At 44.8% G+C, this 21555-nt stretch carries 20 protein-coding genes, 1 tRNA gene and 1 rRNA gene; 21 read left to right on the forward strand and 1 reads right to left on the reverse strand.

The window, feature by feature from the left end; translation table 11 throughout:
• Window positions 1–6 precede the first annotated feature (6 nt).
• The 9 genes from AC0L13_RS06800 (at window position 7) to uvrC (ending at window position 10532) form a co-directional block, all read left to right on the forward strand.
• Complete coding sequence (locus AC0L13_RS06800) at window positions 7–2361, forward strand: endonuclease MutS2 (protein WP_473645263.1); 2355 nt, start codon at window positions 7–9, stop codon at window positions 2359–2361.
• 78 nt (window positions 2362–2439) lie between these two features.
• Window positions 2440–2853: a DUF350 domain-containing protein gene (locus AC0L13_RS06805; protein ID WP_473645265.1), complete on the forward strand. Its 414-nt coding sequence runs from the start codon at window positions 2440–2442 to the stop codon at window positions 2851–2853.
• A 226-nt stretch (window positions 2854–3079) separates the two neighbouring features.
• Window positions 3080–4777 carry a long-chain-fatty-acid--CoA ligase gene (locus tag AC0L13_RS06810; RefSeq protein WP_473645267.1) on the forward strand — a complete coding sequence of 566 codons (1698 nt, stop codon included), beginning with the start codon at window positions 3080–3082 and terminating at the stop codon, window positions 4775–4777.
• 90 nt (window positions 4778–4867) lie between these two features.
• A complete protein-coding gene (locus AC0L13_RS06815) occupies window positions 4868–5449 on the forward strand; it encodes a TetR/AcrR family transcriptional regulator (RefSeq protein ID WP_473645269.1) in 582 nt (193 codons plus the stop codon).
• Window positions 5450–5501: 52 nt separating this feature from the next.
• Complete coding sequence (locus tag AC0L13_RS06820) at window positions 5502–6275, forward strand: enoyl-CoA hydratase (RefSeq protein ID WP_473645271.1); 774 nt, start codon at window positions 5502–5504, stop codon at window positions 6273–6275.
• A gap of 22 nt (window positions 6276–6297) precedes the next feature.
• Window positions 6298–7071 (forward strand): electron transfer flavoprotein subunit beta/FixA family protein, encoded by a 774-nt coding sequence (locus tag AC0L13_RS06825; protein WP_473645273.1) that lies wholly within the window; start codon window positions 6298–6300, stop codon window positions 7069–7071.
• 208 nt (window positions 7072–7279) lie between these two features.
• Window positions 7280–8254: an electron transfer flavoprotein subunit alpha/FixB family protein gene (locus AC0L13_RS06830; RefSeq protein WP_473645276.1), complete on the forward strand. Its 975-nt coding sequence runs from the start codon at window positions 7280–7282 to the stop codon at window positions 8252–8254.
• Window positions 8255–8377: 123 nt separating this feature from the next.
• Window positions 8378–8692 (forward strand): thioredoxin, encoded by a 315-nt coding sequence (trxA, locus tag AC0L13_RS06835; protein ID WP_473645278.1) that lies wholly within the window; start codon window positions 8378–8380, stop codon window positions 8690–8692.
• Between the two features lie 58 nt (window positions 8693–8750).
• Window positions 8751–10532 carry an excinuclease ABC subunit UvrC gene (gene uvrC / locus AC0L13_RS06840; protein ID WP_473645280.1) on the forward strand — a complete coding sequence of 594 codons (1782 nt, stop codon included), beginning with the start codon at window positions 8751–8753 and terminating at the stop codon, window positions 10530–10532.
• Between the two features lie 94 nt (window positions 10533–10626).
• Here the strand turns inward: uvrC and AC0L13_RS06845 are convergent, their stop codons facing one another.
• A complete protein-coding gene (locus tag AC0L13_RS06845) occupies window positions 10627–11043 on the reverse strand; it encodes a DUF2507 domain-containing protein (protein ID WP_473645282.1) in 417 nt (138 codons plus the stop codon).
• 218 nt (window positions 11044–11261) lie between these two features.
• Here AC0L13_RS06845 and AC0L13_RS06850 point away from each other — a divergent pair, with 218 nt between their 5' ends.
• The 12 genes from AC0L13_RS06850 (at window position 11262) to AC0L13_RS06905 (ending at window position 21522) form a co-directional block, all read left to right on the forward strand.
• The gene (locus tag AC0L13_RS06850; RefSeq protein WP_473645284.1) at window positions 11262–11870 is read left to right on the forward strand and encodes a succinate dehydrogenase cytochrome b558 subunit; all 609 of its coding nucleotides are present in this window, start codon (window positions 11262–11264) and stop codon (window positions 11868–11870) included.
• A gap of 56 nt (window positions 11871–11926) precedes the next feature.
• On the forward strand, window positions 11927–13681 hold the full coding sequence (sdhA, locus tag AC0L13_RS06855) for a succinate dehydrogenase flavoprotein subunit (RefSeq protein ID WP_473645286.1): 1755 nt from the start codon (window positions 11927–11929) through the stop codon (window positions 13679–13681).
• Between the two features lie 5 nt (window positions 13682–13686).
• Window positions 13687–14487: a succinate dehydrogenase iron-sulfur subunit gene (gene sdhB, locus AC0L13_RS06860; RefSeq protein WP_440501268.1), complete on the forward strand. Its 801-nt coding sequence runs from the start codon at window positions 13687–13689 to the stop codon at window positions 14485–14487.
• Between the two features lie 392 nt (window positions 14488–14879).
• Window positions 14880–15326, forward strand: a complete 447-nt coding sequence (locus AC0L13_RS06865) for an acyl-CoA thioesterase (protein WP_473645289.1) — start codon at window positions 14880–14882, stop codon at window positions 15324–15326.
• An 87-nt stretch (window positions 15327–15413) separates the two neighbouring features.
• A complete protein-coding gene (locus AC0L13_RS06870; RefSeq protein WP_060204861.1) occupies window positions 15414–15626 on the forward strand; it encodes a helix-turn-helix domain-containing protein in 213 nt (70 codons plus the stop codon).
• Window positions 15627–15820: 194 nt separating this feature from the next.
• The gene (locus tag AC0L13_RS06875) at window positions 15821–16261 is read left to right on the forward strand and encodes a MarR family winged helix-turn-helix transcriptional regulator (RefSeq protein WP_473646885.1); all 441 of its coding nucleotides are present in this window, start codon (window positions 15821–15823) and stop codon (window positions 16259–16261) included.
• Entirely contained in the window at window positions 16258–17079 is an 822-nt protein-coding gene (racE, locus tag AC0L13_RS06880; RefSeq protein WP_473645291.1) for a glutamate racemase, read from the forward strand. Before AC0L13_RS06875 ends, racE begins: the two co-directional genes overlap by 4 nt.
• 80 nt (window positions 17080–17159) lie before the next feature.
• Window positions 17160–17918, forward strand: a complete 759-nt coding sequence (gene rph, locus AC0L13_RS06885; RefSeq protein WP_473645293.1) for a ribonuclease PH — start codon at window positions 17160–17162, stop codon at window positions 17916–17918.
• Complete coding sequence (locus AC0L13_RS06890) at window positions 17915–18529, forward strand: XTP/dITP diphosphatase (RefSeq protein ID WP_473645296.1); 615 nt, start codon at window positions 17915–17917, stop codon at window positions 18527–18529. Before rph ends, AC0L13_RS06890 begins: the two co-directional genes overlap by 4 nt.
• A complete protein-coding gene (locus tag AC0L13_RS06895; RefSeq protein WP_473645299.1) occupies window positions 18526–19026 on the forward strand; it encodes a metallophosphoesterase in 501 nt (166 codons plus the stop codon). Before AC0L13_RS06890 ends, AC0L13_RS06895 begins: the two co-directional genes overlap by 4 nt.
• A gap of 71 nt (window positions 19027–19097) precedes the next feature.
• A tRNA-Arg gene (locus tag AC0L13_RS06900) sits at window positions 19098–19171 on the forward strand.
• Window positions 19172–19970: 799 nt separating this feature from the next.
• Window positions 19971–21522: ribosomal RNA gene (locus AC0L13_RS06905) — 16S ribosomal RNA — on the forward strand.
• Window positions 21523–21555 lie beyond the last annotated feature (33 nt).

Consider the following 21555-nt stretch of genomic DNA (forward strand, 5'->3'; position numbering starts at 1 on the left):
CAGGCATTGGAAAACCGTGTCTTGAAAACACTTGAGTTTGATAAAATCCGGGATGTCGTCGCAACATATTGCACGTCATCTGCAGGACGAACATATATGGAAAAATTAGTTCCCGTCAGCGACTTTCAAGAAGTTGTCCGATTGCTTGAGGAAACAGACGAAGGGCTCTCTATATTGAGAGTAAGAGGGAACGTACCAATGGGTGGCATTAGCGACATCCGCCCGCATGCAAAACGTGCACAAATCGGAGGTGTCCTTAGTGCGTATGAATTGATGGAAACTGCGAATACGATCCGTGCAAGCAGGATTCTGCGACAGTTCATCGAATCGGTTGACGAGGATGAAGATATTGAAATTTCTCATTTCCTGGCGAAGAAAGAGGCGTTGCCGATCCTCACTGGACTCGAGCATGAAATCAATGCTGCCATTGACGAAAATGGACATGTCGTCGATAGCGCTTCAGGAACTCTCCGATCGATCCGTCAAAGTTTGCGTATCCAGGAGGGGCGTGTAAGAGAAAAGCTAGAAGGCTATACAAGAGGACGAAATGCTTCAAAAATGCTTTCCGATTCCATCGTGACAATCAGGAACGATAGATACGTCATTCCGGTAAAATCGGAATACCGCTCTCACTTCGGGGGAGTCATCCACGATATGTCATCATCGGGGCAAACATTATTTATTGAGCCTGATGCTGTCGTCCAAGCGAATAATGAAATCCGTAACTTGAAGATGAAAGAGAAGGATGAAATTGAGAAGATTTTGCAGGAGCTATCTATAAAAGTTCAAGAAGTGGCTCATGATCTTTTTGTGCTAGTCGATATTTTATCGGAAATTGATATTATTCTTGCCAAATCGAAATATGGGATTGCGCATAAATGTACAAAGCCCGAAGTGAATAATGAAGGATATATCCGTCTAGCGAAAGCGCGACATCCTTTGCTACCGGTCGAACAGGCAGTTGCCAATACGATTGAATTTGGCAAGGATATTACAACAATCGTTATTACTGGACCGAATACAGGAGGGAAGACCGTCACGTTAAAGACTGTCGGCCTATGCACATTGATGGCTCAGGCTGGACTTCCGATTCCCGCATTGGATGGTTCGGAAGTTGCCGTTTTTGATTCTGTCTATGCAGACATTGGCGATGAGCAGTCCATTGAGCAAAGTCTCAGTACGTTCTCATCGCATATGGTAAACATTGTCGATATCCTGAAAAAATTCGACTCCCGTTCATTGCTCATTTTTGACGAGCTTGGCTCAGGCACTGATCCGCAGGAAGGGGCCGCACTTGCTATTTCCATATTGGATGAAGTGCATGGCACAGGAGCACGGGTAATGGCTACAACTCATTATCCTGAGTTAAAAGCATACGGTTATAATCGCCCTGGCGTGGCGAATGCGAGTGTGGAATTCGATATCGATACATTGAGCCCGACGTATCGTTTATTAATCGGAGTACCCGGCAGAAGTAATGCTTTTGAAATCTCGAAGCGACTCGGTCTTCATGAACATATTATTAACCGGGCGAAAAAATTCACGGGAACAGACCGTGGAGAAGTAGATTCGATGATTGCTTCATTGGAGTCGAGCAGAGTCCAATCAGAAAAGGATGCTGAACAAACACACGCGTTGCTTATCGAAACAGAAAGGCTGAAACGCGAATTGGAAGAGAAGCTTTCCGAATTCGATGGTATGAAAGAAAAACTGATCGAGAATGCAAAAGAAAAAGCGAAAAAAATCGTGGACGAGGCACGTGTCGAATCGGAAGCCGTCATTTCCGACTTGCGTGCATTGCGCTTGAACGCAGGTGCAAATGTTAAAGAGCATGAATTAATTGAAGCACGTAAACGACTGGAAGGAGCCGCTCCTGAAGATAAAAAGAAAAAACTGAAAGCGAAAGCGGCTCCTAGGCCATTAGAAGTCGGCGATGAAGTAAAAGTCATCACATACGGACAAAAAGGCACGCTCATTGAAAAGGTTTCTGCAAAAGAATGGATCGTCCAAATCGGCATCTTGAAAATGAAGCTTGATGAATCAGTACTGGAATACACTAAGCCTGAAAAAGTGAAAGATACTGTTGTATCCGCTTCTGTAAAAGGACGGGATTCATACGTCAAACTGGAACTCGACCTTCGCGGGGAGCGGTATGAAGATGCATTACATCGTACTGAGAAATATTTGGATGATGCGTTGCTATCCAATTATCATCAAGTATCGATCATTCATGGAAAAGGAACAGGAGCTTTACGGCAAGGAGTCCAAACATATTTGAAAAATCATCCGCGTGTGAAAAGTTACAGATACGGGGAAGCGGGCGAAGGCGGCCATGGGGTTACGGTCGTTGAACTAAAATAAAAAGTTATACAAAATTGAAACTTTCCTCGTCTTCATTCGTAGAGGTTAGGATGAATGAATTTCAAAGGAGTCAAATAAATGACGGAAACTGGATTTTGGAGCCATCCTCTTGTAGAAACGACAGGTTATTTCAGTGTAGTAGTCCTTTGCCTCGTCGTTTCGATGGTGCTTTTTGAACTTGTAACAAAGTATAAGAATTGGGAAGAAATCCGAAAAGGGAATTTAGCTGTTGCGATGGCTACCGGCGGGAAGATCTTCGGTGTTTCGAATATTTTCCGTTATTCAATTGAGCAGCATAATACATTGCCGCAAATGATTGGATGGGGCTTATTCGGTTTTGTCCTGCTCGTCATCGCGTACATCCTTTTTGAATTTCTTACACCGAAGTTCAATATTGACAAGGAAATCGAAGAGGATAACCGTTCCGTCGGCTTCATTTCGCTGACAATATCGGTAGGATTGTCCTTTGTTATCGGTGCCAGCATTTCATAGGAGATATGATATGGAAAAATTGTCTAAGATTTTAATTGTTGTTTGTGTTCTTTTTGTTCTTGTAGGAATATATTGGATGTTCACGAATACGCCTTGACTTAAATTTTCTAGTCAAGGCATTTTTTCTCTATGAAAATAATATTCTATTTGAAAGCGGATTCATTTATCGATATAATATTTAAAGAAGGAATTTTCTAAGTATTGTAATGGAAAAGGGGGCGTTACAATGACAGGAAGGCCATGGCTGGATATGTATCCGCCGGATATACCGAAAACGATCGATTATGATCGGATTCCGCTTCAAGAATTCTTAACGAGATCGGGGAATAAGTTTCCTGAAAAGACGGCAATGCATTTCATGGGCAAGGATATAAGTTATAAAGAATTCCATGAGTCGGCATTGAAGTTTGCCAACTATTTGCGTTCGCTAGGTGTTGAAAAGGGGGACCGCGTCGCAATTATGCTTCCGAACTGTCCTCAAAGCGCTATCGCCTACTACGGCATCCTTTATGTTGGGGGAATTGTCGTGCAGACGAATCCACTTTATACAGAAAGAGAATTATCCTATCAGATGGTGGATTCCGGGGCAAAGGTAATCATTTCGCTCGATATTCTATTTGGACGCATTACGAAGATCATTAAGGAAACAGAGTTGGAGCATGTCATCATAACGGGAATTAAAGACTATTTGCCGTTCCCTAAAAATCTCATTTATCCATTCATCCAAAAAAAGGAGCATGGGATTATCGTGAAGGTGGAACATAGGGGTATGAACCATCTTTTCACAGAAATTATGAAGATTGCAAAACCTGACCCGGTTTCATATGAATTTGATTTTGACGAAGATGTTGCACTGCTCCAATATACGGGAGGGACTACGGGACCGCCGAAAGGTGTCATGCTCACACACGCCAATTTGATCAGCAACGCGCAAATGTGTAATGCATGGCTCTATAAATGCGAAGATGGCGAAGAGATTGTCATGGGGATTTTACCGTTCTTCCATGTGTATGGCATGACGACCGTTCTTGTCTTATCCGTCATGTCAGGCAATAAAATGGTTCTTATCCCTAAGTTTGACTTCAATACTGCGCTCAAAGCAATCGATAAACAGAAACCAACGCTCTTCCCGGGTGCACCGACAATCTATATCGGGTTGTTGAATCATCCGGAGCTTTCGAAGTACGATCTTTCTTCTATAAAAGCTTGTATAAGTGGATCTGCTGCTTTACCAGTCGAATTGCAGGAGAAATTTGAAAAGATAACCGGCGGAAAGCTCGTAGAAGGTTATGGCTTGACAGAAACATCTCCAGTCGCCATTGCGAATTTCATTTGGGAGGAAAGACGTGTAAAAGGGTCGATCGGTGTTCCATGGCCAGATACGGATGCGTGCATTTTAGGTCCGGAATCAACAGAGCCCCTGCCGAATGGGGAAGTCGGGGAAATAGCGGTAAAAGGACCTCAAGTGATGAAGGGCTATTGGAACAGACCGGAGGAAACCGCCGAAACGTTCCGCGATGGATGGCTGTTAACCGGAGATTTAGGGTATATGGATGATGAAGGTCATTTTTATGTTGTCGATAGGAAAAAGGATATGATCATTGCGAGCGGTTTCAATATTTATCCACGTGAAATCGAAGAGGTGCTGTATGAGCATGATGCAATCCAAGAATGTGTAGTCGCCGGCGTTCCAGATCCATACCGTGGTGAGACAGTAAAGGCATATATTGTTTTAAAAGAAGGGAAATCGGTGACAGAGGAAGAATTGAATACGTATTGCCGTGAACATTTGGCTTCATTCAAAGTGCCGCGTAAATATGAATTCAGGAAAGAACTGCCGAAAACCGCAGTCGGTAAAATTTTGAGGCGCGCACTTGTAGATGAAGAGAAAAAGAAGATGGAGCAGGAATTACAAACTTCCTGACGAAAGACTTGACGATAACCGAATAAACGATTAATATGAAAATATGAATGAACCATCATTCATATTTTCTTCTTTTTGGTGGTGAAAAAAATGAAACGTGATAAACCTAAATATAAACAAATAGTTGATGCTGCCGTCATCGTCATTGCTGAAAATGGTTACCATCAGGCGCAAGTCTCCAAGATCGCCAAGGAAGCAGGCGTTGCAGACGGAACGATCTATCTTTATTTCAAAAATAAAGAGGATATCCTTATTTCCGTTTTTCGTGAGAAGATGGGCGTCTTTGTAGAGAATGTGAAAGAGATTTTGAAGAAGGAAATCTCTGCTACGGAAATGCTTGCCAAGATGATTGAAAACCATTTCAGTTTGCTCAATGGTGACCGCCACCTAGCCATTGTAACCCAGTTGGAACTACGGCAATCAAACAAAGAACTTCGATATAGAATTAATGAAGTATTGAAGGAGTACTTGACATTGCTCGATACCATCTTAAAAGAGGGCATCGAAAAGGGTGAGTTTGACGAGCGGATCGATATTCGGTTGGCCCGTCAAATGGTTTTTGGAACAATCGACGAAACAATCACATCATGGGTAATGAATGATCAAAAGTATGATTTGATGAAATTAGCACCAGAAGTCCATCGCTTAATTTTAAACGGAATGAAAGCTTAAATCTCGATTTTTCATGATGTAGAAAAGAGCATTTCGGAAAGGGTGGGGTAGAATGGAGTTTTTGAAAATCGATGTTGAGGATGGAGTGGCGACTGTCGTAATCAACAGACCGCCGGCCAATGCTTTATCTAGTAGTCTTATTCAAGAGATTGATAAAGTATTGGACGAAGTGGAAAATGATGATTCTGTCCGCGTTATCGTGCTTCACGGTGAAGGTAAATTCTTTTCGGCAGGGGCCGATATTAAGGAATTCACTACAGTGACGTCCGGCGAACAGTTTTCTCAGCTTGCTGCAGCAGGGCAGGACGTTTTCGAACGAATGGAAAGCTTCAAGAAGCCGATCATTGCAGCAATTCATGGTGCTGCACTTGGCGGTGGATTGGAGTTGGCAATGGGATGTCATATTCGGGTTGTCACAGAGAAAGCTAAACTCGGTTTGCCTGAATTGCAATTAGGGTTGATTCCAGGCTTTGCCGGAACCCAGCGCTTGCCAAGGTATGTCGGAGTAGCGAAAGCGGCGGAAATGTTATTGACGAGCGAGCCGATCACTGGGGAAGAAGCGGTACGATGGGGACTAGCCAATCATGCTTTACCGGATGAGGAACTGCTTCCGAAAACTATGGAAATGGCAAAGAAAATTGCGAAGAAAAGTCCGATTGCCATGAAAGCTGCACTTCGTATGCTTCAATATACGAAAACAGATTCGTTCTACGAAGGGGTGAAGGCAGAGGCCGGTTCATTCGGTGAGGTTTTCGTCTCGGAAGATGCAAAAGAAGGAATCCAAGCTTTCATTGAAAAAAGGGAACCACAATTCAAAGGGAATTAAATAAGCCAGGGAGGTATGCAATATGAACATTTATGCATTGGTGAAACGTACATTTGACACTGAGGAGAAAATCGCTGTATCAAACGGTAAAATCGCTGAAGACGGCGCTGAATTTATTATCAATCCTTATGACGAATACGCAATCGAAGAAGCGATCCAAGTACGAGACGAACATGGCGGTGAAGTAACAGTCATCACAATCGGCGATGAAGAAGCTGAAAAACAGCTTCGTACTGCATTGGCAATGGGGGCGGACAAAGCTGTCCTGATCAATACCGAGGACGACTTGGATGAGATGGACGAGTTCACTGCAGCGAAAATCATCGCGGAATACTTAAAAGACAAAAATGCGGATTTAATCCTCGCGGGGAACGTCGCAATCGATGGGGGCTCCGGACAAGTCGGGCCACGTGTTGCGGAATTATTAGGGATCAATTATGTGACTACGATTACGAACCTAGAAATCGACGGCACTTCCGTAAAAATCGTTCGTGACGTTGAAGGGGATTCTGAAACGATTGAAACGTCCTTGCCATTATTGGTCACTGCACAACAAGGATTAAATGAGCCTCGCTATCCATCTTTACCAGGAATCATGAAGGCAAAGAAAAAGCCGCTTGAAGAACTGGAATTGGATGATTTAGACCTCGATGAAGATGATGTGGAAGCGAAAACAGAAACGATTGAAATCTATCTTCCGCCTCAAAAAGCGGCAGGGCGCATCCTTGAAGGCGATTTGTCCGATCAGGTAAAAGAGCTGGTTGATCTTCTAAATAAAGAATCCAAAGTGCTTTGATTTGATTCGGCTGAATCAAATCGAAAGGATGGCAACCTAAGTACGCCACGTCCTGTGGCGAAGGTTGCATGACCTACGTCCTGTAGGCCCGCGGATGTCACGGATTGTTAAAGGTGTTTTTTCGAGCAAACTCAAAAAAATCCGTACGCAATCAAGCCGAGGCATGATTGATTGTTGATTTTTCATATTGTTAGGGGAGGGACTTTAAATGTCTAAAAAAGTAGTAGTACTTGGTGAAGCTCGTGAAGGAGCATTGCGTAACGTTTCATTCGAAGCAATTGCAGCTGCGAAAACGGTAGCAGACGGCGGAGAAATCGTCGGTTTGCTATTCGGCGACTCAGTTCAAACATTAGGGGAAGAAATGATCAAATACGGTGCGGACCGTGTCATCACTGTGGAGCACCCGCATTTGAAACATTATACATCAGACGGATTCGGCCAAGCATTCATGGCTGTTTATGAGCAAGAAAAACCAGACGCTATCGTGTTCGGTCATACTTCATTAGGGAAAGATCTATCTCCGAAGATTGCTAGTAAACTAGCTTCAGGTTTAGTATCCGATGTAACAGCAATCGAAGGAGAAGGCGATGACGCGGTATTCATCCGTCCGATCTATTCCGGTAAAGCATTTGAAAAAGTGAAAATTAAAGAAGGTCTTCTATTCTTCACGGTTCGTCCGAACAATATCGAGCCGCTTGAAAAAGACGAAAGCCGTTCCGGTGACGTTTCTTCTGTTTCGGTTGACATCACGAACTTACGCTCAGTCATTAGCGAAGTCGTCCGCAAGTCGACGGAAGGCGTTGATCTATCAGAGGCGAAAGTTGTCGTCGCTGGCGGCCGCGGTGTGAAAAGTGCAGAAGGCTTTGCACCTCTAGAAGAATTGGCTCAATTACTCGGTGGTGCAGTCGGTGCTTCCCGCGGAGCATGTGACGCGGATTACTGCGATTACTCGTTGCAAATCGGTCAAACAGGTAAAGTCGTAACACCGGATCTATACATTGCTGCGGGAATTTCAGGCGCGATCCAGCATATGGCTGGAATGTCGAACTCAAAAGTAATCGTCGCCATCAACAAAGATCCAGAAGCAAACATTTTCAAAGTAGCAGACTACGGCATCGTCGGCGACTTGTTCGAAGTCATCCCAATGATGATTGAAGAAATCAAGAAAATCAAAACGAATTGATTAAGTAGAGGCTCCTGCAGAAGCGGGAGCCTTTCACCTAATTGAAGCAGATGTTTCGCCCGTCTATATTTGACATGCTATAATGCAATCATAGTTGGATTTACTAAAGGAGGAAAAGAATAAATGGCTATTACACATGCAACTGACCAAGACTTTAAAGACCAAACAAAAGACGGCCTCGTGCTTGTTGACTTCTGGGCAACATGGTGCGGACCTTGTAAAATGATCGCTCCTGTATTGGAAGAGCTCGACGGTGACCTAAACGGCAAAGCGAAAATCGTTAAAGTTGATGTCGATGAGAACCAAGCGACTGCTGGAGAATTCGGCATCATGTCAATCCCGACACTTGTCCTCTTCAAAGACGGAGAAATTGTCGATAAAGTTGTCGGTTTCCAGCCGAAAGAACAACTTGCAGAACTGATCGAAAAACACGCGTAATGGATTACTTGAAACCGGGAACCTTTAGAGGAACCCGGTTTTTTGGTAGGTGAAGAAGATGAATGAAAAAATAGAGCATAAACTATCCTTACTGCCGGACTTGCCTGGCTGTTACTTAATGAAAGACCGCCAAGGCACCATCATCTACGTCGGTAAGGCGAAGATATTGAAAAACAGGGTCCGCAGTTATTTTACCGGATCCCATGACGCCAAAACACAGCGCCTCGTCGGGGAAATCGAGGACTTCGAATATATTATTACATCATCTGATATTGAAGCGCTCATATTGGAGTTGAACCTCATCAAACAGCATGACCCTAAGTACAATATCATGCTGAAAGATGACAAGACGTACCCCTACTTAAAAATCACTTCAGAACGGCATCCTAAACTAATTGTGACGAGGCAGCTCAAAAAAGATAAGGGGAAATATTTCGGACCCTATCCGAATGCCACAGCAGCGCATGAAACGAAAAAGCTGCTAGACCGTTTGTATCCATACCGGAAATGCCATCAGCTGCCCGATCGCGTCTGTCTTTATTACCATTTGGGCCAATGCTTAGCCCCTTGTGTGAATGAAGTAAAACAGGAAACATATAAAGAAATGGTGGACGATATTAGCCGCTTCCTGAATGGCGGTTATAAAAGCGTAAAAAAAGAGCTGACGGAAAAGATGGCAACTGCTGCCGAAAATCTTGAATTCGAACGTGCAAAGGAATATCGGGATCAAATCGCTAATATTGAAGCGGTCATGGAGAAGCAAACAATGATGATGAATGACTTCACAGACCGTGACGTATTCGGGTATGCAGTAGAAAAGGGTTGGATGTGCGTTCAAGTATTTTTTGTACGCCAAGGCAAATTAATTGAAAGGGATGTTTCCATATTCCCTTTATATCAAGATCCAGAGGAAGAGCTGCTAACATTCATCGGCCAATTTTACGGAAAGAGCGGTCATCTTCTGCCTAAAGAAATCTTACTGCCGGAAGGGATCGATCTAGAAATCGTTCAACAACTATTGAACGTGAATGTATTCATCCCTCAAAGAGGCAAGAAAAAAGATCTCGTGAAATTATCGAATAAAAATGCTCAAATTTCATTGCGCGAAAAATTCCAGCTCATTGAACGTCAGGAGCAGAGGACAATCGGGGCTTGTGAAGATCTAGGAGAGGTGATGAGGATTTCTACTCCACTGCGAATCGAAGCGTTTGATAACTCCCACACTGGCGGCGTTGATCCGGTATCGGCGATGGTTTCTTTCGTTGACGGAAAACCGAACCGAAAAGATTATAGGAAGTATAAAACGAGGACTGCGGCTGCCCATGACGATTATGGGGCTATGCGCGAAGTGATCCGCAGACGGTATATCCGCGTGTTAAGAGATCAGCTGCCGCTGCCTGACTTGATCATTATTGATGGTGGGAAAGGGCAGATGGAAGTTGCACGTGAAGTCATAGAGGATGAACTTGGTTTGTCTATCCCGATCGCGGGCCTTGCGAAGGATGATAAGCATCAGACGGCTCAATTGCTGTACGGAAATCCGGTTGAGGTCGTCCCGTTGAAACGGACGAGCGAGGCGTTTTATTTGCTGCAACGGATACAAGATGAAGTGCACCGCTTCGTCATTACGTTCCACCGACAACGCAGGGATTCCAATTCATTGACGTCTATTTTGGACGGATTGCCTGGAGTCGGACCGAAACGGAAGCAGCAACTGTTAAAGCATTTCGGTTCCATAAAAAAAATTCGGGAAGCAACAGCAGCCGAATTGAACGATGCAGGTCTTCCGATAAAGGTTGCGGAGACTGTAATGGAGTATTTTAAGGAAGACAATAAATAAAGGGCTCAAATCGAATGTCGATGAGCCCTTTTCCTGTCTAGCAATCCATTAGGTTGTTTTCCCTTTGAAAGAGTGTGATTTTAGCAAAGTACTATTATACGTTTGTTTTCAAATCCCATTTCACGAGAAAGCGGACTTGTTTCTCTTTCAGGAATTTTTCACCATAGCATTCAGTCAGAAAGCCATTCAGTTTCTGGAACTGTTCAGCAATGAAACCGGCTTCTAGCTGGTAAGATCTGTTTTCCAACAACGTCGCGTCGCTTTGTTCGAGAATGAACAATGCTTCGTCCTTCGCAGTTTTGCCATCGTAGGCGATGAGTGGACCCCAGCCGGCTTCCTGAAAGAAATCGGGAAGCTCGTCGATTGAGAAGATTGGGAACTTCCTCGCCACGTCTTTCCCGGACCAATAAAGGATTTCATCTTCATGTTTACCTAGTATGTTCGGGAGCACATGGTCTTTTATGATTTCATATCCTAATCGTGTCGGAGTTTCGAATGTTTGTTTATCCAACGATTATGCAGTCCTTTCAGGAGAATCAGTTTGTGGATTGAACTTTTTAACAGCGGTCTGAAAAAGCTCACATCACCTTGACCTCCTCAAAAGTGAGGAGTACAATGAACATGTTATCATATTGTACCATTAAGAGGCATGCCGTGAACGTCCTTCATTTGTACAAACAGTGACGACGCATTTCGGACATATCTCTTAAATAAGGGAGGGTAAAAGACTTGTCGAGAGAATCAGATTTTTACTTGCGCCGACTTCATTCATTGCTCGGAGTCATTCCGGTTGGGTTGTTCCTCACTCAACACTTGGTCATCAACCATTTTGCAACGCGCGGTGAAGAAGCATTCAATAACGCTTCCAATTTTATGGGCAACTTGCCGTTCGTCCTGTTCTTGGAATGGTTCATTATCTACATTCCGTTAATGTTCCATGCGTTTTATGGTGTGTACATAGCTTTCACTGCAAAAAATAATGTTCAGCGCTACGGAACATTCCGCAACTGGATGTTCATGTTGCAACGTGTAACAGGTGTTTTCCTAGTCGTGTTCATAGCTTGGCATATTTATGAAACGAGAATTCAAAAAGCACTTGGAGCAGAAGTGGATTTCAACATGATGGCAAACATCTTGGATAATCCATTCATGCTTGCATTCTATATCGCAGGCGTGCTTTCAGCGACATTCCACTTGGCAAATGGCCTATGGTCGTTCGCTGTGACATGGGGGATTGCACAATCTCCACGTTCGCAAAAAATCGTTTCCTATATTACAATCCTAGCATTCTTAGTACTCTCCGTAATAGGTATGCAAGCCTTATTGGCATTCGCCTAATACAATTTTAGTTCCTGAATTACAAGTATATGTAAAATTTGAGGAGTGAAACAATAATGGCAAAAGGCAGATTGATTGTCGTCGGTGGCGGACTTGCCGGCTTGATGGCAACTATCAAAGCTGCGGAAGAAGGGGTCGGGGTTGACCTGTTCTCACTCGTTCCGGTAAAACGCTCCCACTCCGTTTGTGCACAAGGTGGCATTAACGGCGCAGTGAATACAAAAGGTGAGGGAGACTCTCCAGCAATCCACTTTGATGACACTGTATATGGAGGAGACTTCCTTGCGAACCAACCTCCAGTCAAAGCAATGGCTGAGGCAGCTCCAGGGATCATCCACTTGATGGACCGAATGGGTGTCATGTTCAACCGCACACCTGAAGGATTATTGGATTTCCGTCGTTTTGGCGGTACGTTACATCACCGTACAGCTTTTGCTGGCGCAACTACTGGCCAACAACTTCTATATGCATTGGACGAGCAAGTTCGTCGTCATGAGGTGGCGGGTCTTGTTCAGAAGTACGAGCATTGGGAATTCCTTGGAGTCATTATGGATGATGAAGGAATTTGCCGAGGCATCAAAGCACAAAATATGCAGTCTATGGAAATTAAAGCATTCCCTGGTGACGCGGTCATAATGGCGACTGGCGGTCCTGGAATCATTTTCGGTAAATCAACAAACTCAGTAATCAATACAGGTTCCGCAGCTTCGATAGTTTATCAACAAGGGGCTAAATATGCGAATGGTGAATTCATTCAAATTCACCCGACTGCTATCCCTGGAGATGACAAACTTCGTCTCATGAGTGAATCTGCTCGTGGTGAAGGCGGTCGTATTTGGACATATAAAGACGGTAAGCCATGGTACTTCCTTGAGGAAAAATATCCTGATTACGGTAACTTAGTACCACGTGACATTGCGACACGTGAAATTTTTGATGTCTGCGTTAATCAGAAATTGGGTATTAACGGGGAAAACATGGTATACCTTGACCTTTCTCATAAAGATCCGCATGAGCTTGACGTTAAACTTGGCGGCATCATTGAAATCTATGAGAAGTTCACTGGCGACGATCCACGCAAATTGCCGATGAAAATCTTCCCAGCAGTCCACTATTCAATGGGCGGACTTTGGGTCGATTACGAACAGCATACAAGCATTCCAGGACTGTTTGCAGCTGGTGAATGTGATTACTCCCAGCACGGTGCGAACCGCCTAGGAGCGAATTCCTTGCTATCTGCCATCTATGGCGGAATGGTTGCAGGTCCGGAAGCGGTCAAGTATATGCGCGGCGTAAAACGCACTGCGGATGAGCTTCCTTCAACATTGTTCGATGCAGCTGTGAAAGACGAACAGCAAAAATGGGACGCAACGTTGAAGATGGATGGCAATGAAAATGCATACATGCTTCATCGAGAACTTGGAGAGATCATGACGGATAACGTAACGGTTGTTCGTTACAACGATAAGTTACAAGAAACGGACTACAAGCTTCAAGAGCTTCTTGAACGTTACGAAAACATCAATATTGTGGATACACAACAATGGTCTAACCAAGGTGCGACATTCACTCGCCAGTTGAAAAACATGCTATACTTGGCACGTGTTATCACATTGGGAGCATTGAATCGTAATGAGAGCCGCGGTGCGCATTACAAACCGGAGTTCCCGAATCGTGACGACGAAAACTTCTTGAAAACGACAATCGCAGAGTTCGATGGAAAATCTGCGCCGATCCTTTCTTATGAAGAAGTGGATGTATCCTTGATTCCGCCGCGTAAACGTGACTATTCAGCGAAGAAAGGAGATTGACATAAGTGACTGAGCAAACAACTGCTGTCCTTGAACAGCCAACTGCAGGTAAAACGGTCAAATTTGAAATCCAGCGACAAGACACACCTGATTCAAAACCGTATATGGAAAGCTTTGAAATCCCTTATAGACCGAATATGAACGTCATTTCCGCTCTCATGGAGATCCGTCGTAACCCGGTGAATGCTGACGGGAAGAAAACGACACCAGTCAACTGGGACATGAACTGCCTTGAAGAAGTGTGCGGCGCATGTTCAATGGTGATCAACGGACGCCCTCGCCAATCTTGTACGGCTTTGGTCGATCAATTGACACAGCCGATCCGCCTTGAGCCGATGAGAACGTTCCCGGTTGTACGTGACTTGATCGTTGACCGTGAATTCATGTTCGATTCACTCAAAAGAATAAAAGCTTGGATTCCGATCGATGGCACTTACGATTTGGGCGAAGGTCCACGTATGCCTGAGCGTAAACGCCAATGGGCTTACGAATTGTCTAAATGTATGACGTGCGGTGTCTGCCTAGAAGCTTGCCCGAACGTCAACGACAAAACGAACTTCATCGGACCTGCTTTATTGTCACAAGTCCGCCTTTTCAACTCGCATCCAACAGGTGCAATGAACAAAGACGAACGTCTTGCAACAATCATGTCCGATGGAGGAATCGGCGAATGCGGTAACTCACAAAACTGTGTCGTCGCATGTCCGAAAGGTATTCCTTTGACAACTTCCATCGCTGCAATGAACCGCGCAACGACAGTACAAATGTTCAAAAACTTCTTCGGAAGCGACCATATGGTTGACTAATAATAATCTCTTGAAAGAACTGTCCAGAAAGTCGAAAATGACTTTTTGTGACAGTTCTTTTTGTAATAAAGAAATCCCTCGTTCAAAGCAAGACGTATATTTTGGAAATCTGATGTTGTATTGGATGTTTGCAGCATATTTGCTATAATAAAAGAATGAATGTTCATTCATTTTTGTTTTGAATGCAGATTATTTGGTTTGGAGAAGCGTCCGCTCGACTCCTGCGAACGCCTTTACGAAGAAAGGCGTTTGCGAGCAAGATAAGAATGCCTTAATTTCTGCAAAAAACACAGAAATACGGCAAATCGAACCCTTCGCCGCTCGATTGGCTCGGCGCTCGCCCGCGGAAAGCGAGCGGTAAGCTTCGAAAAACTATATTAAAGGGAGTGGGAATGTTGAGGATTGCTTATATTGAAAACATGGAAAAGTGGAGTGAGGAGTTTATTTTTTCAGTACCCGTCACTGTACGTTTCTCAGAAACGGACATGTACGGCCATTTAAACAACACAGTCAACTTCGCATACTTTGAATATGCGAGGATCGAATACCTAAAGCACCTTGGCCATATGCAAGACTGGCTGGATCCGAACGGAACGACCATACCTGTCGTTGCAGATCTGCAATGTGACTATATGAAACAAGTATTCTTTGATGAGCAATTGTCGATTTATGTAAAAGCAGCATCTGTCGGCAATAGCTCTGTCGACATCCACTATATGGGGAAAAATGCAAAGGGGGAAATAGCATTTACGGGAAGAGGAACGATTGTCCAAATCGATAGGGTAACAGGCAAATCTGTTCCTTGGAAAGACGATCAAAAATCCGGTTTTTCCTTGTAAAATGATGAACGAGCCGGCACAGCCTAAACCATCTTCACATATTGTAAAGTGAACGTGGATAGGAGGGGGCGCGTCTTGACAGGAGAAATGAAAAACCGTTCTTTGCTAACAGCAAGGGAGCGAGAAATCTTTCATCTATTAGTAGATGATCATACGACGAAAGAAATCGCAGGACGGCTCGGCATTAGCGAAAAAACCGTCCGGAATCATATTTCGAATACCATTCAGAAATTGGGAGTATCCGGAAGGGCACAAGCGATTGTCGAATTGTTGCGATTAGGGGAACTGAAACTGAATTAAGCAAATCTATTGTCGTTCCTTGAATAGCTGACTCGTTATGAACCGTCATATACATGTATATGCTCAGTTCCCTGAAAAAACATGATATACTTATTATCCTTTTTAAAACTGTTGCGTTCTATGATAAAAAAGGTGACAATAAGTAGACAGTATTCGTTTTCAGGGAGCTGGTATATGTGACGGAAGATAACGCAATGAGTCTTGACGGTGCCGAGAACATTGCTCGGATGGAAAAGGAACTTCGATATATATCTGGGATCATTAAGCAACAAGGTCGAAAAATATTAAGCAATTATACGATTACACCTCCACAGTTCATTGCTTTGCAATGGTTGTTCGAGCATGGGGACATGACGATTGGAGATTTGTCGAATAAGATGTATTTAGCGTTCAGCACGACGACAGATCTTGTCGATCGCATGGAAAACAACAATCTTGTGAAGAGGGTGCGTGATGAACAGGATCGCCGCGTCGTACGCATCCACTTACTAGGTGAAGGTGAACGTATTATCGAAGAAGTAATCGACAAACGTCGGAAATATTTGAATGCAGTTCTCGAGGATTTTTCAGAGGTAGAAATAAACGAGTTTTCCCGATTGTTGACTAAACTGCACAAAGAGATGATCAAGGATTGAAGATCCCGAATAATGCACCAATCGGAGTCATTGATTCCGGTGTCGGCGGATTGACCGTCGTAAAAGAAATTCTACATTTTTTACCGAATGAAACAATTATTTATATAGGCGATGATGCGCGTTGTCCATACGGGCCACGTTCAGTTGAAGAAGTAAAGGAATTTACGATGGAAATGGGTTCTGCTCTTGCCAAAATGGGTATCAAAATGCTGGTTGTCGCATGCAATACGGCTACAGCGGTGGCTCTGGATATGTTACGTGAACGGTTCCCTTTCCCCGTCTTAGGTGTAATCGAACCAGGTGCTAGGGCAGCTGCGCTTGTATCATCAAACAGAAAAATCGTTGTATTAGGTACAGTAGGCACAGTCAAAAGTAAGGCATATGAGAACGCCATTTCTGCAATTTCAGCAGATGCGGATGTTATTCCGCTTGCCTGTCCCGAGTTTGTTCCTCTTGTTGAAAGTGGGGCATACAAGCAAACGGACATTCAACCAATTATAAAAAGGACATTAGAGCCGATTGCACATTTGGAGTTCGATACGGCCATTTTAGGCTGTACGCATTACCCACTTTTGCATGACCAAATTCAAGAACAATTGCCGTTTGGCGTGAAAATTGTATCATCGGCGTATGAGACGGTGCGGGATGTGGAGAATATCTTAACTGGATTAAGCATGGCTAACATCTCCGGTGAAAGGAAAGAGCCGATATTTTATACGACTGGACAATTGGAAGGATTCGAATCGATTGCGATCGATTGGCTCGGTATTGAAAATCCTGATGTCAGACATATTGTTCTGCAGAACCCTGAAGCTTAAATTAGGCTTCAGGGTTTTGCTATAGCGAAAATGAATATGGTAAGATGGAGGACGAATTTGATTTGTGGAGGGTATCCAATATGAGGCATGATGGAAGAACTGCAGATATGGGAAGGCCAGTATCGATTGAGACGGATTATTTGATCCATCCGGAAGGCTCGGTTTTAATTTCTGTAGGGAATACGAAGGTGATTTGCACAGCATCCATTGAGGACAGAGTTCCACCGTTTTTAAGAGGAAGTGGACAAGGTTGGGTGACCGCAGAGTACTCCATGCTCCCTCGTGCTACCGGTCAGCGGACTCAACGGGAATCCTCACGCGGAAAAGTAGGCGGAAGGACGATGGAAATTCAGCGCTTGATCGGACGCGCGATGCGTGCTGTAATCGATCTTGGAGCGCTTGGAGAACGGACGATATGGATTGACTGTGATGTGATCCAAGCAGATGGTGGGACAAGGACAGCATCCATTACCGGTGCGTTTGTTGCCATGAGCATCGCTGTCTCTAAATTAGCGAAGGAGAAGGGCTTAAGCCAATTCCCAATTAAAGACTATTTAGCTGCTATCAGTGTAGGGAAGACGGAAGAAAGCGTCTTGATTTTAGATCTTGATTATCCTGAGGACTCGGCAGCGGCTGTTGATATGAATGTCGTAATGACAGGCGCAGGAGAATTTGTCGAATTACAAGGGACTGGTGAAGAAGCGACATTCACAAGGCAGGAAATGAATGATCTCGTCGAACTCGCGGAATTAGGTATTCAACGATTGATCGGCATCCAAAGGAGTGCATTAGGAGAAATCGGCACGCTTATTGGCGGAAAGGGCGGCGAAGAACAATGAAGAAAATATTAATTGCGACAAATAATAAAGGGAAAGCGAAAGATTTCGAAACACTTTTCGGTCCATTCGGTTTCGAAGTGCAAACATTGAATGATCTTGATCAAGACATTGATGTTGAGGAGACTGGCGTTACATTTGAGGAAAACGCGATCTTAAAGGCTGAAACGGTTTCGAAGTTATTAGGCATTATGGTCATCGCAGATGATAGTGGATTGGAAATCGATAGACTGCAAGGGGCTCCGGGTGTCTATTCTGCGCGTTACGCAGGCGAGCCGAAGAATGACGATGCCAATATCGACAAAGTGCTGTCCGAGCTTCAAGGAGTTCCAGAGGAAGAGCGCACGGCTCGTTTCCGTTGTGTGCTTGCTGTTGCAGGTCCGAGTGTGGAAACTGTAACATTTTCGGGAAGCTGTGAAGGATTGATTCTTGAGGAGAGAAGAGGAACGAACGGTTTCGGTTATGACCCGATATTTTATTCTCCTGAGAAGGGACAGGCGATGGCTGAATTGTCTCCGGAGGAAAAAGGATTGATCTCACATCGGGGTGCAGCCCTTCGACAGTTGAAGGAGCGTTTGCCGCAGCTGCTAGATTCGTTAGGGGAGAAGCAATGAAAATCATCGTCTTGAGCGATTCGCACGGCGATAAGGAAACGGTGAAGGCCGTTTCCGCATTGCAGGCGGATGCTATTTTTCATTGCGGAGATAGTGAACTATCATCGGATGATCCAATTTTGCAAAATCTACATATCGTAAAAGGAAACTGTGACAGAGATCGACGTTTTCCGGATTCGATTGTAGTTGAAGTCGGTGACAAGAAAATTTGGATGGTCCATGGGCATGAGCATGATTGCAAACGGACGATGCTGCCTTTATATTATGAAGCTCAGGAAATAGGCGCAGATATTGTTCTTTTTGGTCATTCGCATTCGTATGGTGCTGAGCTGAGTGAAGGAATATTATTTGTTAATCCGGGAAGCACATTGCTCCCAAGAGCAGGTAAACAGCCGACTTTTGCTGAGGTGGAATGGAACGATGGATACAGAATTTCCTTCAAAAACATGGATATGGAAACAGTAATTACAGTTGAAATGAAAAATATCGCAAATTAGCGTTGACTTTTCCAATGAGCATGCCTATAATAAAACTTGTCGTTAGGCAATCAGTAGTTGCCAAACAACATGTCTCAGTAGCTCAGTTGGATAGAGCAACAGCCTTCTAAGCTGTGGGTCGGGGGTTCGAATCCCTCCTGGGACGTATCAAGGTTCAGATAGATTAAGTCTGAACCGAAAGCACTTCATACCCTTTAATGACAGGGTGTGAAGTGCTTTTTTCTTTTTTAGCATACGTTAGAAGAGGGAAGAAAAAAGTTTCTAAAGCGAAGCAACTTTTCTGGAACAACTTTTACAAGCATCTTCAGAGAGAAATGATCAATTGCAAAAATAGAATTTCAAATAGAAAGTAGTGGTGGATGAGTAACTTCAGAGAGGTGATACTGGGATTTCAGCAACTTAATGAAAGTGATTCCTATGAGTGTCTGCATAGGGTCCCTAGAACTTTGCAAAACATTTTTTGAAATAAATGTTGCAATCGATAGAATTAAAGTGTATATTATTAAACGTCGCATTTTCCAAAGAGCGAAAACGATGCCTAATTATCTATTGATACTAAGATAGAAGATCTTGCGTTTCTGAGATAAGAAGGAAAGAAATTAAATGAAAAAAGTTATTGACGCTAAGAGAATAACTTGATACAATATAAAAGTTGCCGAGAAAAATCGCGACAACGAAATGAACCTTGAAAACTGAACAGCAAAACGTCAACAAATAAAGTCTCATAGCCGACCCTGTCGGTGAAGAGACAAAACGAATCTTCGGATTCAAAATTGACATCTTAAATGATGCCAGCAAGAAACTCGAGCTATTCAAGTTTCTCTTCCGGCTGGGGAGACGTAGTGCAGTGCTAGGAGATGAGTGAGAGAGGGAAGGAGCGTACATCAGTACGTGACTGATCGAACGAAATCGACAACGCAATGCGTTGCGTATCGCCGGCCGGTATTATGGAGAGTTTGATCCTGGCTCAGGACGAACGCTGGCGGCGTGCCTAATACATGCAAGTCGAGCGGATTGAAGGGAGCTTGCTCCCTGATATTAGCGGCGGACGGGTGAGTAACACGTGGGCAACCTGCCCTGCAGATGGGGATAACTCCGGGAAACCGGGGCTAATACCGAATAATCGGTTCTTCCGCATGGAAGAACTCTGAAAGACGGTTTCGGCTGTCACTGCAGGATGGGCCCGCGGCGCATTAGCTAGTTGGTGGGGTAACGGCCTACCAAGGCGACGATGCGTAGCCGACCTGAGAGGGTGATCGGCCACACTGGGACTGAGACACGGCCCAGACTCCTACGGGAGGCAGCAGTAGGGAATCTTCCACAATGGACGAAAGTCTGATGGAGCAACGCCGCGTGAGCGAAGAAGGTTTTCGGATCGTAAAGCTCTGTTGCGAGGGAAGAACAAGTACGGGAGTAACTGCCCGTACCTTGACGGTACCTCGTCAGAAAGCCACGGCTAACTACGTGCCAGCAGCCGCGGTAATACGTAGGTGGCAAGCGTTGTCCGGAATTATTGGGCGTAAAGCGCGCGCAGGCGGTCCTTTAAGTCTGATGTGAAAGCCCACGGCTCAACCGTGGAGGGTCATTGGAAACTGGAGGACTTGAGTACAGAAGAGGAAAGCGGAATTCCACGTGTAGCGGTGAAATGCGTAGAGATGTGGAGGAACACCAGTGGCGAAGGCGGCTTTCTGGTCTGTAACTGACGCTGAGGCGCGAAAGCGTGGGGAGCAAACAGGATTAGATACCCTGGTAGTCCACGCCGTAAACGATGAGTGCTAAGTGTTAGGGGGTTTCCGCCCCTTAGTGCTGCAGCTAACGCATTAAGCACTCCGCCTGGGGAGTACGGCCGCAAGGCTGAAACTCAAAGGAATTGACGGGGACCCGCACAAGCGGTGGAGCATGTGGTTTAATTCGAAGCAACGCGAAGAACCTTACCAGGTCTTGACATCCCGCTGACCGGTGTAGAGATACGCCTTTCCCTTCGGGGACAGCGGTGACAGGTGGTGCATGGTTGTCGTCAGCTCGTGTCGTGAGATGTTGGGTTAAGTCCCGCAACGAGCGCAACCCTTGATCTTAGTTGCCAGCATTCAGTTGGGCACTCTAAGGTGACTGCCGGTGACAAACCGGAGGAAGGTGGGGATGACGTCAAATCATCATGCCCCTTATGACCTGGGCTACACACGTGCTACAATGGACGGTACAAAGGGCTGCGAACCCGCGAGGGGGAGCCAATCCCATAAAACCGTTCCCAGTTCGGATTGCAGGCTGCAACTCGCCTGCATGAAGCCGGAATCGCTAGTAATCGTGGATCAGCATGCCACGGTGAATACGTTCCCGGGTCTTGTACACACCGCCCGTCACACCACGAGAGTTTGTAACACCCGAAGTCGGTGGGGTAACCCTTACGGGAGCCAGCCGCCGAAGGTGGGACAGATGATTGGGGTGAAGTCGTAACAAGGTAGCCGTATCGGAAGGTGCGGCTGGATCACCTCCTTTCTAAGGATAATTACGGAATATGAACCTCCGGTT

The sequence above is a fragment of the Sporosarcina sp. QA0331 genome, assembly GCF_055808055.1.

Bases quoted from the DNA above. Each gene is read 5' to 3' on its own strand.
- AC0L13_RS06805 (WP_473645265.1), top strand. From the start codon at position 2,440: ATGACGGAAACTGGATTTTGGAGCCATCCTCTTGTAGAAACGACAGGT.
- AC0L13_RS06810 (WP_473645267.1), top strand. From the start codon at position 3,080: ATGACAGGAAGGCCATGGCTGGATATGTATCCGCCGGATATACCGAAA.
- AC0L13_RS06815 (WP_473645269.1), top strand. From the start codon at position 4,868: ATGAAACGTGATAAACCTAAATATAAACAAATAGTTGATGCTGCCGTC.
- AC0L13_RS06820 (WP_473645271.1), top strand. From the start codon at position 5,502: ATGGAGTTTTTGAAAATCGATGTTGAGGATGGAGTGGCGACTGTCGTA.
- AC0L13_RS06825 (WP_473645273.1), top strand. From the start codon at position 6,298: ATGAACATTTATGCATTGGTGAAACGTACATTTGACACTGAGGAGAAA.
- AC0L13_RS06830 (WP_473645276.1), top strand. From the start codon at position 7,280: ATGTCTAAAAAAGTAGTAGTACTTGGTGAAGCTCGTGAAGGAGCATTG.
- trxA (WP_473645278.1), top strand. From the start codon at position 8,378: ATGGCTATTACACATGCAACTGACCAAGACTTTAAAGACCAAACAAAA.
- uvrC (WP_473645280.1), top strand. From the start codon at position 8,751: ATGAATGAAAAAATAGAGCATAAACTATCCTTACTGCCGGACTTGCCT.
- sdhA (WP_473645286.1), top strand. From the start codon at position 11,927: ATGGCAAAAGGCAGATTGATTGTCGTCGGTGGCGGACTTGCCGGCTTG.
- AC0L13_RS06865 (WP_473645289.1), top strand. From the start codon at position 14,880: ATGTTGAGGATTGCTTATATTGAAAACATGGAAAAGTGGAGTGAGGAG.
- AC0L13_RS06870 (WP_060204861.1), top strand. From the start codon at position 15,414: ATGAAAAACCGTTCTTTGCTAACAGCAAGGGAGCGAGAAATCTTTCAT.
- AC0L13_RS06875 (WP_473646885.1), top strand. From the start codon at position 15,821: ATGAGTCTTGACGGTGCCGAGAACATTGCTCGGATGGAAAAGGAACTT.
- rph (WP_473645293.1), top strand. From the start codon at position 17,160: ATGAGGCATGATGGAAGAACTGCAGATATGGGAAGGCCAGTATCGATT.
- AC0L13_RS06890 (WP_473645296.1), top strand. From the start codon at position 17,915: ATGAAGAAAATATTAATTGCGACAAATAATAAAGGGAAAGCGAAAGAT.
- AC0L13_RS06895 (WP_473645299.1), top strand. From the start codon at position 18,526: ATGAAAATCATCGTCTTGAGCGATTCGCACGGCGATAAGGAAACGGTG.